We start from the raw sequence: 13,435 nt of genomic DNA, 5'->3' as shown, positions 1-13,435 counted from the left end.
GAACGGTGGTTCTGAGAACCCCGTTCACCCGGCCCGTCGTCGGTGCGTTGCGGTCGGCTAGCTCAGACGCTCGAGCACGTAATCGATCGAAGCAGTCAGCGCTCGCACATCATCGGGATCGATGGCGGTGAATGTCGCGACGCGCAACTGATTGCGACCCAGCTTGCGGTATGGCTCGGTGTCGACGATGCCATTGGCGCGCAGCGCCGAAGAAATCGCTGCCGCGTCGACCGACTCGTCGAAGTCGATCGTGACGACGACCTGCGACCGATGATCGGGGTTCGTGACGAACGGGGTGGCGACCGAAGTGCGCTCTGCCCAGTCGTAGAGCACGGCGGAGGACTCGGCAGTGCGGGCCGCAGCCCAGGAGAGACCGCCCTGCGCGTTCATCCAGCGCACCTGCTCGTCCATGAGTCCGAGGGTTGCGAGCGCCGGAGTGTTGAGCGTCTGGTCCTTCCGAGAGTTCTCGATGGCGCCGGCAAGGTTCAGCGTCTCGGGAATGTAGCGACCAGACCCGGTGACGCGTTCGATGCGCTCGATGGCGGCGGGGGAGACCAGGGCGAACCACAACCCGCCGTCGGAGGCGAAGTTCTTCTGCGGCGAGAAGTAGTAGACGTCGACCTCGGATGCATCGAAGTCGATACCGCCCGCACCACTGGTCGCGTCGACGACCGTGAGCGATCCGGCATCACCGGCGACGCGGCGAACCGGGGCCATGACGCCCGTTGACGTCTCGTTGTGGGGGTAGGCGTACACGTCGACGCCCTCGACCACGGACGATTCCGACCGCGAGCCCGCATCAGCGGAGCGCACGTCGGGCTGTTCCAGGAACGGCGCAGCAGCCGCCGCCTTCGCAAATTTCGCACCGAACTCGCCGAACGTGAGGTGCTGGCTGCGACGCTCGATGAGCGAGTGCACGGCCGAGTCCCAGAACGTCGTCGCGCCGCCGTTGGCGAGCAGAATCTCGTAGCCCTCGGGAGCGCGGAAGAGCTCGGTGAGGCCCGAGCGCACGCTGCCGACCAGGTTCTTCACCGGCGCCTGGCGGTGCGACGTGCCGAGCACGCCCGGCTGCAGCGAGCCGAGGAAGGAGATCTGCTCGTCACGCACCTTCGACGGGCCGCAGCCGAACCGTCCGTCGGCGGGCAGCAATTCAGCAGGGATCGTAATGTCAGCCATACGCGTAATTCTAGCGACGGCACCGGACCGGGCATGCGCCGCCAGGTCAGGATGCCCTAAGCTGGACGCCGGACCCGAAAGGACGGCGATGACGGACCTGATCGACACCACCGAGATGTACCTCCGCACCATTCTGGAGCTTGAGGAAGAAGGCATCGTTCCGCTGCGCGCGCGCATTTCGGAGCGCCTCGGCCACTCGGGTCCGACCGTGTCGCAGACCGTCGGCCGCATGGAACGCGACGGGCTCGTCGTCGTCACCGATGACCGCCGACTCGAGTTGACGGTTCCTGGCCGCAGCAAGGCGACGCACGTAATGCGCAAGCACCGGCTCGCGGAGCGGCTGCTTGCCGATGTCATCGGGCTCGAGTGGGCGTACGTCCACGAAGAGGCCTGCCGCTGGGAGCACGTGATGAGCGAGCAGGTCGAACGCAAGCTGCTCGGCATTCTCGGCAACCCGACGGAGTCGCCATACGGTAACCCGATTCCGGGTCTCGAAGAGCTCGGCGCGGTGCGCGCCGGATCGTTCCAGACCGGAGTCACCGGGCTGAATGACGTGCTCATCGACCCCGACCAGCCCACCACTGCGCGCATCAAGCGGCTCGCCGAGCCCCTGCAGACCGACCCCGAGCTGCTGGAGCAGCTCGCGGGTGCCGGTGTGCTGCCCGGCAACAAAGCTTCCTTCACTCGTACTGCGGACGTCGTCCACATCGAGGTTGAAGGTTCGAGTGAGGCGATCGACCTGCCAACCGAGGTCGCCGCCCACATTTTCGTCTCGCTGTAGAGACCCCGTAGTTCCCCCGCCGTCACGAAACGGCTCGTTTGGAGTGCGGTACCCATTCGGTGCGGTCTATGAGGGCTGCCCACAACGGAGTTGATAAACCGAGGAGTTCATTCGTGGCCGTACCCAACCCTGAAGCGCATCTGCAGGCTGTTGCCGAGACCGTCGAGTCGCGCAGCGCCGCAGAGCCGGAGTTTCTGCAAGCCGTGCACGAGGTGCTCGAAACCCTGAGCCCGGTGCTCGCCGAGCACCCCGAGTTCATCGAAGCTGGTGTGCTCGACCGGCTCGTGGAACCGGAACGGCAGCTCATCTTCCGTGTGCCGTGGACCGACGATGCCGGCCGCGTGCGAGTGAACCGTGGGTACCGCGTGCAGTTCAACTCGGCATTGGGGCCCTATAAGGGGGGTCTGCGCTTCCACCCGACGGTGAACCTGTCGGTGGTCAAATTCTTGGGCTTCGAGCAGATCTTCAAGAATGCGCTCACCTCGCAGCGCATCGGCGGCGGCAAGGGCGGCTCCGATTTCGACCCGAGCGGCAAGAGCGATGCCGAGGTGATGCGCTTCTGCCAGAGCTTCATGACCGAGCTGGTGCACCACATCGGCGAGCACACCGATATCCCTGCGGGCGATATCGGTGTGGGGGGTCGCGAAATCGGCTACCTCTTCGGGCAGTACCGTCGAATCACCCAGCGCTACGAAGCCGGAGTGCTCACGGGTAAGGGGCTCGGCTGGGGCGGTGCCGAAGTGCGCACGGAGGCTACCGGCTACGGCGCCGTATTCTTCGCCGAAGAAATGCTGCTCCGTGCGGGCGAGGGCATCGAAGGCCGTCGCGCCGTCGTGTCGGGTTCAGGCAACGTTGCGACCTACGCCATCGAGAAAGTGCAGCAGCTCGGCGGCACCGCGATCACGGCATCGGACTCGAGCGGGTACATCGTCGACGAGGCCGGTATCGACGTCGAACTCCTCAAGCAGGTCAAAGAGGTCGAGCGCGCACGCATCTCGGAGTACGCCGAGCGTCGCGCGAGCGCGCGCTTCGTCTCGGGCGGATCCGTGTGGGACGTCACGGGTGAGCTCGCCTTCCCGTGCGCCACGCAGAATGAGCTGGATGCCGATCACGCCCGCTCGCTCATCGCGGGTGGCCTTCGCGCGGTTGCCGAGGGCGCCAACATGCCCGCGACGCCCGAGGCTGTGGAGCTCTTCCAGCAGGCCGGAGTGCTGTTCGCTCCGGGCAAGGCGGCGAATGCCGGCGGTGTTGCGACGTCTGCGCTCGAGATGAGCCAGAACGCGGCGCGGTCACGCTGGGATCGGGACACCAGCGAATCCCGTCTCCATGACATCATGCGCGATGTGCACGATTCGGCGTACGAGGCTTCCGAGCGGTACGGGCGCCCCGGCGATTACGTGCTCGGCGCGAACTCCGCCGCGTTCGTTAAGGTCGCCCAGGCCATGCTGGCTCAGGGCGTCATCTGATCGCGCGAGATCGCTCGGCGTCGAACTATCGGCGCCGACCGGCGGGTCCGAATTTCCGCAGGTTTTAGCGGAGGTTGAAGGTTTCGTGACCCGAGCGTGACATATTCGTGATGTTCGGTTACCCTTGAACAGTCGTGGCCCCAGGGCCCACACCTGACGCAGACACCCGTAGGCAACAGTAAGGCAGATACCCACGTGACTCAGCACTCCAGCGCGGACGTCGTGCTTCCGAGCGAACTCGGTCAGCGCACCCCGTCGCGAGCGAAGCGGATCGCCCAGATGGCCGGCGCAGCAGCGCTCAGCCTCGGCATGGTCGGCACGTTCTCGATTCCTGCATACGCAGCTACCCCGACCGTCGAAGGCGCACCTGATGCAGATGTTTCGCTGCAGCAGTCGCTGACCGCCGCAGACGTCGACATCACTCTCGTGGACTCCACCGTGGGTTCGGTCGAGGGTGCCGAGTTCATCGCTGCCGATAAGGCCGCGGAAGAGCAGAAGAAGCAGGAAGCCGCTGCGAAGAAGGCTGCTGAAGCTCAGGCAGCCTCCGCTGCCAACGGTGGTACCGGAGCCGCGACTCCGGTGAACAACGGTTCGACCGGCACTGACGTTCCCGCCGGCGAAGGCGCCACCGGGCTGGTCGCTGCAGCACTCGCGCAGGTTGGCGTGAACCAGGACTGCACCGACCTCGTGCAGAACTCACTCGCAGCCATCGGCCTCACTACGCGTCGTGATCAGGGCGGCTACGACCACGGTGTGAGCGACTTCATGCGCTACGGCACCCAGGTCACCGATGGCAACTACGCACCCGGCGATATTCTGATCTGGCCGGGCGCCCCCCACACCGCGATCTACATTGGCAATGGCCAGGCCGTGCACGGCGGTTGGGGCGGCAACCAGACCGTCGTCAACACGTACGCGTCGCCGAGCGCGACTCCGATCGTCATCCGACTCGGCTAAAGCGTTCGATACAGCTCAGCGGGCGGGGTTTCGACTCCGCCCGCTGAGCTGTATCTGCGTCGCGTGCCGGGAAGCGAGTGCGAGCCGCCGTTGCGTTAGACTCGCAGAGGCCGTTTCACGGCGTGCACTGCGCCCCGGTAGCTCAGTGGATAGAGCACTTCTCTCCTAAAGAAGGTGTCGTAGGTTCGATTCCTATCCGGGGCACGCTCATTCCTCGCGTGTTGGGTCTCGCTAGTGCTGGGCACGCATCCGCGCGTCACGATTCCGGCTCCGTGGCGTGTTACTGACACGCGGAACTCTCCGCAGGCTGCGCCGAACGGTGCAACGAATCGCGATGGGAAGTGCATGGCCGACGACAATCGAGCAGTTTCAGCCGACCTGCAACCACTCGGCATCACGCACGCCTCTGATCACGGCACGCGCACCGTCTACGAACTGAGCGGTCAAGAAGGCTTGGACCTCTTCGCCGTTGTCGCCAACGGGCGTGCGCTCGATCCCGCGCATTTCTCTGGCCGACTTGTCTCCGTGCCTCTCGAACAAGTCGGGTTCGAAGAACTCACCCTGTCGCCGTGCGTCATCGAGCGGACTCCGAGTCGCATCGCGATGCAGCCCAGCGATGTCGTGCGGTTGAACTATGTGCTCGAGGGCTACCTCGATCTCGAGACGCGCGACGGATCGTTCCGGGCTCAGGCCGGGGAGCTTGTGGTGCTGCCCATGACTGAGCCGTTCCGCTTGACGCTCAGCGAACCGGCGAAATTCTCCGTCATCATCGTGCCCGTGCCGCTGCTCAAGATGTCGCCGGGAGATGTCGATGTGACCCGGGCGCGCGTGCTCCCCTCATCGCCGTTGAACGAATCGTTCATCGGCGTGTTGCGTGGCCTGTCGCAAGAGACACCCGATGATCACACCGTCGATGCCGAGCTCTTGTCACAGGCGCTGATCAACATCGCGATCGGCCTGGTGCGCGCCCGTGGCCGCGAGACAGAGGCGGACTCCGAAGACACGCTCATGCGTCGACGGGTCTACACGATGATTGAGCGCGAGTACGCGTCCGTTGATCTGCGCGTCGAGCAGATCGCGCAACGGCTTCGTGTGAGTGTGCGATACCTGCATCGACTGTTCAGTTCGGAGAACCGCACGATCACTCAGGCGATTCGCGCCCGTCGTCTCGAGGCGCTCCGTGCTGAGCTGTTGCGTTCAGAGGAGACATTCGAGGTCATCGCGAAACAGGTCGGCTTCGGGTCGACCGATGCCGCCTATCGCGGTTTCCGTGAAACCACGGCACTGACCCCGTCGGAGTATCGTCGCAACGGTCGCGCGCACCACTGCGAGTAGGTCGGAACGCGTCAGTCGGTGCCCAGCGCATGCGCGATGAGCACTTCGGCTGCGGCGCGCGCTTGCCGTGCGGCTGCAGGGTCGCCGCTGATCGCCGCGGTGCTCTGCGCACCCTCCGCGAGAATCGAGAGCTGCGCCGCGAGCATCGGGGTGCCACCGGCGTCGCCGACGAGTGCGGCCATATAGGTCTGGAACGACGCCTTATGGTCGTGCACGATCTGCGCGACCGAGGCGTCGGTGCCGCTCAACTCTCCGAACGCGTTGATGAACGCGCAGCCGTGGAAGCTCGGGTCGCGGAACCAGCCATCGAGGTAGTCGAACACGGCGAGCAGGCGCGATCGCGCGTCGGGTGCGGCCCGCGACACCCGGTTCGAGAGCCCGCGCTCCCACTCCGCATGCTTTCGGTCGAGCACTTCGGCGACCACAGCATTCTTCGACGGAAACAGGGTGTAGAGCTTGCGCAACGATACCCCGGCGGCGCTGCGCAGCTCGTCCATTCCGACGGCCGCGTAGCCCTTCGCGTAGTACAACCCTTCGGCTGCGCGCGCCACGCGCTCTCGGACTTCGGTTTCGGACATGCGGCCAGTCTACTTGACACGAGAACGCGCGTTCTCGTACAGTGAACCCCGAAGCGAGAACGATCGTTCTCACTCGACAACTGGCACGCGAGGAGCACACCATGGGCACTATCACCGTCGGCACCGAGAACTCCACTCCGATCGAGCTCTCCTACGAGGATCAGGGCTCGGGTCAGCCCGTCGTGTTGATTCACGGCTACCCCCTGAACGGCCACAGCTGGGAGCGCCAGACCCGTGAGCTTTTGGCCGCCGGCTACCGAGTCATCACCTACGACCGGCGCGGGTTCGGTGCGTCGTCGAAGGTGCACTCGGGCTACGACTACGACACGTTCGCTGCCGACCTGAACACGGTGCTCGAGACGCTCGACCTCACGGACGTCGTGCTGGTCGGGTTCTCGATGGGAACCGGCGAGCTCGCACGGTACGTCGGCACGTACGGCCATGAGCGCATCGCCAAGCTCGCCTTCCTCGCCTCGCTCGAGCCGTTCCTAGTGCAGCGCGATGACAACCCCGAGGGGGTGCCGCAGGAGGTCTTCGATGGCATTTCGGAGGCGGCGCGCGGTGATCGGTACGCCTGGTACACGCAGTTCTTCTCAGACTTCTACAACCTCGACGAGAATCTGGGCACCCGCATCAGCCAGGAGGCCGTGACCAGCAGCTGGAACGTCGCGACCGCGAGCGCGCCGGTTGCCGCCTACGCGGTCGTGCCGACGTGGATCGAGGACTTCCGCTCGGATGTCGACGCGGTGCGCGAGAGCGGCAAGCCGATCCTGATTCTGCACGGTACTGCCGACAACATCCTGCCGATCGATGCCACCGCGCGCCGCTTCTCGAAGCTGGTTCCTGATGCGCAGTACGTTGAGGTCGAGGGGGCGCCCCACGGCCTGCTCTGGACGCACGCAGACGAGGTCAACGCGGCGCTCGCGGCGTTCCTCGCTCAGTAGCCGGGGTCAGCTCGGAGCGAAGGGCGGGTCGATCAGCAGGTCGACCCGCTCGGTCAGAAACGCGTCGAGGGTCGGCGCCCCGGAGAGCGGGGCTCCGGCCCGCCACCGCACGCGCACCTCGCCGGAGTCGAACCCGACGGGCAGCTCGGAGGCGAGGGCGAGGATCGCCTCGGGTGACGCTGGGTCAAGCGGGATCGGCACGGCGTCGTAGTTCACCTCGGTGCCGGCCGTGTAGCCGCCGCGCAGCGCTGCCGCGGCGATCTCTCGTCGCTCCTCGCGCGAGACCGACTGGTAGCCCGGCCGGCCGCGCTCCGCGGCGCGGGTGGCGTGACCGAGTGCGAAAAGTGCGCCATTCGCGTCGAGCAGGAGCGCGCCGAGTCGCCAGACCGAGCCGAGGGGGCGCATAGTCGGGGGCTTCATCCGCAGGAAGCCTCGACGCGACGGCACGTACTCCGCCAGCTCCTCCGGCGCGATTGCGGCGTCATGGAGTCGAGAGGCAGCGTCGCGAGCCGCCGCTTCGGCGCGTTCCGCCGCCGCGCGTACCTCCGTCACTTCGACCACCGGGCCAGTGTAGCCCCGCTCACCCACTAAGCTCGGCCTGATGAGCAGTTCTTCGACGGCGCAGCGTTTCACGCGGGGCGCCATCATTCGCGCGATGTTCCTCGTGCTGATCGGGGCGACGGGCGTGAAGCTCTCCGCCGTGTTCGCGGTCGGCCTGTTCGAGCCGCTCGGGGTGCTCGGTACGAGCTCGATGCGTCTCGCGATCGCCGCGGTCTTCCTCCTGATCATCTTCCGCCCGAAACTGCGCGGCCGCACGCGCGCCGAATGGCTGGGCATCGTGCTGTACGGCATCGCGATGGCCTCGATGAATGCGCTGCTCTACCTCGCCGTCGACCGGTTGCCGCTGGGCATCGCGACGACGCTTGACTTCCTCGGCCCGTGCGCCGTGGCGCTGCTCGCTTCGCGACGCCTGCGCGAGGGGCTGCTCGCCGTTGTCGCGCTGCTCGGAGTCGCGCTCGTCGCGGGGTTCGGCGGGCCGCTCGATCCGCTCGGCATCGTGTTCGGACTGCTCGCGGGCACCGCCTTCGGCCTGTACACCCTGCTCGCCGCGCACGTCGGGCAGTCGGGCGGCGGGCTGCCGGGAGTCTCATTGTCGGTTGCGGTCGCGGCGATCCTGACTCTGCCGTTCACCGTCCCCACGATTCCGCTGATCCAGGCGCCGCACCTGCTGCCGCTCGTTGCGTCAGCGCTGCTCGGCACGGCACTGGCCTTCACCGTCGATACGCTCGCCGGCAAGCTCACCTCCGCGAGGGTGCTCGGCGTCTTCTTCGCATTCGACCCTGTTGTTGGCACGATCGTCGGTGCGATCTTCCTACACCAGCTGCTCACGCCGATCGCGGTCGGCGGCATTGTGCTGGTCGTCGCGGCGGGTGCCGGGATCGTCTGGCTGGCGGGCGCGGATGCCGAACGCCGTCGCCTGGAATACGAGCGAGCCGAGGGGAGCGCGGGGGAGCCGCCGCCCAGCGACGGGTCATAGACTGGCAGCGTGAGTCACGTAGCCGGTCAGGAGTCGCTCGAGGTCGAGCGCAAGTACGAGGTTGCCGCCGATCTGCCGCTGCCCGCAGCGGAGGCTTTCACCGCAGTCGGACTGACGGCTTCCGCGCCCGTGACCTACGCACTCGCGGCGATCTACTTCGATTCTCCGGAGCGCGATCTCGCCAGCCGGGGCATGGCGATGCGTGTGCGGCACGGGGGCAAGGATGCCGGCTGGCACATCAAGCAGCGCGGTTCCGATGGTGTGCGCGAGCTCTTCTGGCCGCTGAGCGATGAGATGCCGGCGGGGGTGCGCGAGGAGCTTGTGGCGCGCATCGGCGAGGCAGCAGGTTCGGTAGTTCCGGTCGCCGAGCTCAACACGGAACGCGCGGTCGTGGTGCTTTCCGATGAATCGGGGGCCGAAATCGTCGAACTGGCGGACGATCGCGTCGAAGCGCTCGATCGCGTCGCCGATGTCGCTCGGGTGTGGCGCGAGTGGGAGGCGGAGGTGCTTCCGGGCGCCGACGCCGCAGTGCTCGACGCGGTTGAGCCGGTGCTGCTCGCCGCGGGAGCGCGAGTCTCGCTCAGCCTCGCGAAGATCGCGCGTGCGACCGGAGCGCTGATCTCGATGGCTCGCGCGCACGGTGCCGACGCGTCGCAGATCGCTGCGCTCGAAGACCTCGACCGTGCCGACCGCGCCGCAGCGCGCGCGGCAGGACTCATCCCATCGTCCTCGGACGCCGAAGAAGGAGCATCCCGTTGAGCCCGACCCCTCCGCCCCGCACGCCTCGAGGCGCGGGCAAGCGCTCGCCGGGCGACTCCGAGCCGCCCTCGCCCCGAGCGCGGCGCAAGCAGATCATCGTCGGCCTCGTCATCGGGGCAATCATGGGTGTGGTGCTGGGCGCGCTGACGCAGTTCTGGCTGTGGCTGCCCGCCGGTCTGGCCATGGGGCTCGCGACCGGCGCCATCATGAAACCGCCTGCCGACGAACGCTAGCGGCGTCACGTGACGGTGCTGATTCCGCACGTAAATCGGGGCTGAAGTGGTGGATTCCGCTCACATTGCCTGAAAAGTGCGTGTTTTCGTGTCATCTGACCGACTGGATCCATGTACAGAATCCGAGCAATGTGCAAGGATCGAATCGGACATCGACGACGAGGACGACATGCACCCCACTATTTTCGAAACCCATCGACCCGACGAGCACGTGATCGATGCGTCGCTCGCCGACACCCGTTTCTCCTGCTTTTGGACCGACGATGTCGAGCACCAGGCACCGCATCACCCCGAGCTCAGCGGGGAGCAGCGAGTCGACGACGCGGTCGTCGGTGGAGGGTTCGCCGGGTTGTGGACGGCGATCAAGCTGAAGACCGAGCACCCGGAGCGCCGTGTGGTGCTCATCGAAGCCGTGCGCGTGGGCTGGGCGGCGTCGGGCCGCAACGGCGGATTCTGCGAGGCGAGCATTACGCACGGCGAACCGAACGCCGAGTCGCGCTGGCCTGACGAGACCGGCACGCTGCGCCGTCTCGGGTACGAGAACCTTGACGCGATCGAAGCATTCATCAGCGAGCACGGGCTCGACGTCGATTTCGAGCGCAATGGAGCCCTCTCCGTGGCGAACGAGGCCTATCAGGTCGACTGGTTGGGCGAGAGCGAAGACGAGCACGTCGTCACGCTCGATCGTGACGCGGTGCAGGCGCGCATTGCCTCGCCGACCTTCCTCGGCGGCGAGTTCTCGCCGTCCGAGAATGCGAATGTGCACCCGGCGAAGCTCGCGCTCGAGCTCGCCCGGCACGCCGCGGAGATCGGCGTCGAGATCTACGAGGGCTCGCCGGTGAAGAATCTCGAGGGTTCGGCCGAGTCTCCGATTCGCCTCACCGTCGCGAACGGCAGCACGGTGACCGCTGAGCGCGTCGCGCTCTGCACCAACGTCTTCCCGTCGCTGCTCAAGCGGTACCGGTTTCACACCATCCCGGTGTACGACTACGTGCTGATGACCGAACCGCTGACCGATGAGCAGCTGGCGTCGATCGGGTGGGAAGGACGCGAGGGGCTGTCTGACCTCGCGAATCAGTTCCACTACTCGCGGCTCACGAAAGACAACCGCATTCTCTGGGGCGGCTACGACGCGGTGTACCACGCAGGCGGGCGCATCAAGCGCGAGTACGAGGATCGGATGGAGAGCCACCGCAAGCTGGCGAGCCACTTCTTCACGACGTTCCCGCAGCTCGAAGGGGTGAAGTTCTCGCACCGTTGGGCGGGAGTCATCGACTCAAGCACACGGTTCTGCGCGTTCTTCGGGCAGGCCCACGGTGGCCGGGTGCAGTACGTGTCGGGGTTCACCGGTCTCGGGGTCGGGGCGACGCACTTCGCAGCCGATGTAATGGTCGACCGGTTCGAGGGCCGCACCACGGAGCGCACGCAGCTGCAGATGGTGCAGCAGATGCCGCTGCCGTTCCCGCCCGAGCCCGCTGCGTCGATCGGGGTCAACATGTTCCGCTGGTCGTTTGATCGCGCGGATCACAACGGGGGCAAGCGCAACTTCTTCTTGAAGGCCATGGACGCCGTCGGATTCGGGTTCGACTCGTGAGCGCCCTGCTGCCCGGCGGGCGCAATGCCGCGGTGCCGGGGACGCGGGTCGAGGTGGAACTCGAAGCGGTCGACCCGACGGACGTGGTGTCGGGCGCTCCCGTGCAGGGCATCGCCGAGCTCGGCGCCGTCGGCGGTGCAGAACTGGGCATCTGGGAGCTGCGCGACGGCACCGTCACCGACACTGAAGTCGACGAGATCTTCATCGTGCTGAGCGGCGGGGCGCACATCGAGCTGCTCGAGGTGCCGGGTGCGCCCGAGGAAGTCGGAAGCGTTGTCGAGGTCGCCGCCGGCGACGTGATGCGCTTGGTCGCGGGCACCCGCACACGCTGGACGGTGCCAGATCACATTCGCAAGGTGTACGTCGCGGGGGAGTGATTCCTGAGCGTCAGCTGAGCGCTAAGATGTGAGATTGGCTGTGCGCTCGAAGGGGTGGCCGTACGGCTCCTTGCGATCCGGCACCCCGAAGGAGCCCGCGATGGCATTGACCTGGAAGCAGCACGGAGACGGGACGCACGTCGCGCCCGACGCGATCGTGCTCCCTGAGGAGCGGCTCAGCTGGCTCCGCACGATCGGCTTTGGCGCCCAGCACGTGGTGGCCATGTTCGGTGCGACGTTCCTCGTGCCGCTGCTCACCGGCTTCAGCCCGACCGCGACGCTGTTCTTCTCGGGTCTCGGCACGCTGCTCTTCCTGCTGATTACGGGCAACCGCCTGCCGAGCTATCTCGGCTCCTCGTTCGCCTTTATCGCCCCGATCATGGCGGCGACGGCGGGCGGTGATCCTGAGAACCCCGATCTCGGCCGCGCCTCGTTCGGCATCCTGGCGATCGGCGTGCTCATGGCGATCGTCGGCCTCATCGTCAACCGCTTCGGCACGGGGTGGATCAACGCCCTCATGCCGCCGGTCGTCATGGGCGCCATCGTCGCGCTGATCGGCTTCAACCTCGCGCCCGCGGTCAAGAACAACTGGAATGCGACGGAGCTCTCGGGCTGGGTCGCGCTCATCACTATCACCGCGGTGCTGCTCATCACGGTGCTGTTCCGCGGGCTCGTCGGCCGCCTGTCGATCGTGCTCGGCATGGTCGTCGGCTACATCGCTGCGGCACTCATGGGCGAGGTCGACTTCTCGAAGGTGGGCGACGCCGCGTGGATCGGCTTGCCGTCGTTCCACGCCGTCGGCAACCCGTTCGCTGACCCGACGCTGTGGGGGCTGCTGCCCGCGTTCCTGCCGGTCGTGCTCGTGCTCATCGCCGAGAACGTCGGCCACGTGAAGAGCGTCGGGCTCATGGTGAACCGCGACCTCGACCCCGTCACGGGGCGGGCGCTGCTCGCCGACGGTGTATCGACGATGCTGGCCGGCTTCGGCGGCGGATCGGGCACAACCACGTACGGCGAGAACATCGGCGTCATGGCCGCGACTCGCGTCTACTCGACGGCGGCGTACTGGGTGGCCGGCATCTTCGCCGTGCTGCTCAGCTTCTCCCCGAAGGTCGGCGAGATCATCTTCTCGGTGCCCGCGGGTGTGCTCGCCGGCGTCACGGTTGCGTTGTACGGCCTCATCGGCCTCATCGGTGTGAAGATCTGGATCGACAACAAGGTCGACTTCTCCAAGCCGATCAACCAGTTCTCTGCGGCGGTGCCGCTGATCGTGGGCATCGCGGACTTCGGTCTGCAGATCGGGTCGGTCGTCTTCAACGGCATCGCGCTCGGCACGATCGCCGCGGTGCTCGTGTACCACGTGATGCGCGGGCTCGCGAAGCTGCGCGGCGGCGAGGTGCAGGTCGTCGATCCGGTGGTGACCGGCAACACCCGCGACTGACCGTCCCTGCCTCGGTCGATGCGGGGCTGAGCATTCGCACCGAAGGCACGCGGCGCGCCGCGAAACTCCGGGGAATCAGCGCCGATTCCCCGGAGTTCGGCCTAGGGTGGCGGTGTGTGGAGTGTAGATCGGTTACGGCGACCTGAAAAGGGACGCGGCGCGGGAAGCGCCGAGTCCACGGCAGCGCGCGCGAACGGCGCCGATGACGCGTCGGCCGACGCAGCACGCAACAGTTCGTCGCCCGACGCCGGCACTGC

14 protein-coding genes and 1 tRNA gene are annotated in these 13,435 nt (G+C 66.7%); 12 read left to right on the top strand and 3 right to left on the bottom strand.

The genetic code is table 11. The features are described from left to right. Positions 1 to 57: 57 nt before the first annotated feature. On the bottom strand, positions 58 to 1,176 hold the full coding sequence (serC, locus tag CH42_RS05960) for a phosphoserine transaminase (protein ID WP_053352300.1): 1,119 nt from the start codon (positions 1,174 to 1,176) through the stop codon (positions 58 to 60). An 88-nt stretch (positions 1,177 to 1,264) separates the two neighbouring features. Between serC and CH42_RS05955 the strand changes: the two genes are divergently transcribed. From CH42_RS05955 to CH42_RS05935, 5 genes are all read left to right on the top strand, one after another. Beyond that, complete coding sequence (locus CH42_RS05955; RefSeq protein ID WP_053352299.1) at positions 1,265 to 1,957, top strand: metal-dependent transcriptional regulator; 693 nt, start codon at positions 1,265 to 1,267, stop codon at positions 1,955 to 1,957. A gap of 113 nt (positions 1,958 to 2,070) precedes the next feature. Beyond that, on the top strand, positions 2,071 to 3,423 hold the full coding sequence (gene gdhA, locus CH42_RS05950) for an NADP-specific glutamate dehydrogenase (protein WP_053352298.1): 1,353 nt from the start codon (positions 2,071 to 2,073) through the stop codon (positions 3,421 to 3,423). 195 nt (positions 3,424 to 3,618) lie between these two features. Continuing rightward, positions 3,619 to 4,380 (top strand): NlpC/P60 family protein, encoded by a 762-nt coding sequence (locus CH42_RS05945; protein WP_053352297.1) that lies wholly within the window; start codon positions 3,619 to 3,621, stop codon positions 4,378 to 4,380. A 131-nt stretch (positions 4,381 to 4,511) separates the two neighbouring features. Continuing rightward, a tRNA-Arg gene (locus tag CH42_RS05940) sits at positions 4,512 to 4,584 on the top strand. 141 nt (positions 4,585 to 4,725) lie between these two features. After that, positions 4,726 to 5,715, top strand: coding sequence for an AraC family transcriptional regulator (locus tag CH42_RS05935; RefSeq protein WP_053352296.1), 990 nt, complete (start codon positions 4,726 to 4,728; stop codon positions 5,713 to 5,715). An 11-nt stretch (positions 5,716 to 5,726) separates the two neighbouring features. Here CH42_RS05935 and CH42_RS05930 read toward each other — a convergent pair whose 3' ends face one another. Continuing rightward, positions 5,727 to 6,293, bottom strand: a complete 567-nt coding sequence (locus CH42_RS05930; protein ID WP_053352295.1) for a TetR/AcrR family transcriptional regulator — start codon at positions 6,291 to 6,293, stop codon at positions 5,727 to 5,729. 101 nt (positions 6,294 to 6,394) lie between these two features. Between CH42_RS05930 and CH42_RS05925 the strand changes: the two genes are divergently transcribed. Further along, the gene (locus CH42_RS05925) at positions 6,395 to 7,237 is read left to right on the top strand and encodes an alpha/beta fold hydrolase (protein WP_053352294.1); all 843 of its coding nucleotides are present in this window, start codon (positions 6,395 to 6,397) and stop codon (positions 7,235 to 7,237) included. Between the two features lie 6 nt (positions 7,238 to 7,243). Here the strand turns inward: CH42_RS05925 and CH42_RS05920 are convergent, their stop codons facing one another. Then, entirely contained in the window at positions 7,244 to 7,798 is a 555-nt protein-coding gene (locus CH42_RS05920; protein WP_053352293.1) for a hypothetical protein, read from the bottom strand. 40 nt (positions 7,799 to 7,838) lie between these two features. Between CH42_RS05920 and CH42_RS05915 the strand changes: the two genes are divergently transcribed. The 6 genes from CH42_RS05915 (at position 7,839) to CH42_RS05890 (ending at position 13,178) form a co-directional block, all read left to right on the top strand. Next, entirely contained in the window at positions 7,839 to 8,774 is a 936-nt protein-coding gene (locus tag CH42_RS05915) for an EamA family transporter (protein ID WP_239683962.1), read from the top strand. 9 nt (positions 8,775 to 8,783) lie between these two features. Beyond that, positions 8,784 to 9,533, top strand: a complete 750-nt coding sequence (locus CH42_RS05910; protein WP_053352292.1) for a CYTH domain-containing protein — start codon at positions 8,784 to 8,786, stop codon at positions 9,531 to 9,533. Next, the gene (locus tag CH42_RS05905; protein ID WP_053352291.1) at positions 9,530 to 9,766 is read left to right on the top strand and encodes an HPP family protein; all 237 of its coding nucleotides are present in this window, start codon (positions 9,530 to 9,532) and stop codon (positions 9,764 to 9,766) included. Before CH42_RS05910 ends, CH42_RS05905 begins: the two co-directional genes overlap by 4 nt. 169 nt (positions 9,767 to 9,935) lie before the next feature. Then, the gene (locus tag CH42_RS05900; protein WP_053352290.1) at positions 9,936 to 11,360 is read left to right on the top strand and encodes an NAD(P)/FAD-dependent oxidoreductase; all 1,425 of its coding nucleotides are present in this window, start codon (positions 9,936 to 9,938) and stop codon (positions 11,358 to 11,360) included. Continuing rightward, positions 11,357 to 11,737, top strand: a complete 381-nt coding sequence (locus CH42_RS05895) for a cupin domain-containing protein (protein WP_053352289.1) — start codon at positions 11,357 to 11,359, stop codon at positions 11,735 to 11,737. Before CH42_RS05900 ends, CH42_RS05895 begins: the two co-directional genes overlap by 4 nt. A gap of 100 nt (positions 11,738 to 11,837) precedes the next feature. Further along, the gene (locus CH42_RS05890; RefSeq protein ID WP_053352288.1) at positions 11,838 to 13,178 is read left to right on the top strand and encodes a uracil-xanthine permease family protein; all 1,341 of its coding nucleotides are present in this window, start codon (positions 11,838 to 11,840) and stop codon (positions 13,176 to 13,178) included. Positions 13,179 to 13,435 lie beyond the last annotated feature (257 nt).

This window comes from Leucobacter musarum subsp. musarum (assembly GCF_001273845.1).
Taxonomy (GTDB): Bacteria; Actinomycetota; Actinomycetes; order Actinomycetales; family Microbacteriaceae; genus Leucobacter; species Leucobacter musarum.
This window is presented reverse-complemented; position numbering and strand designations above follow the sequence as displayed.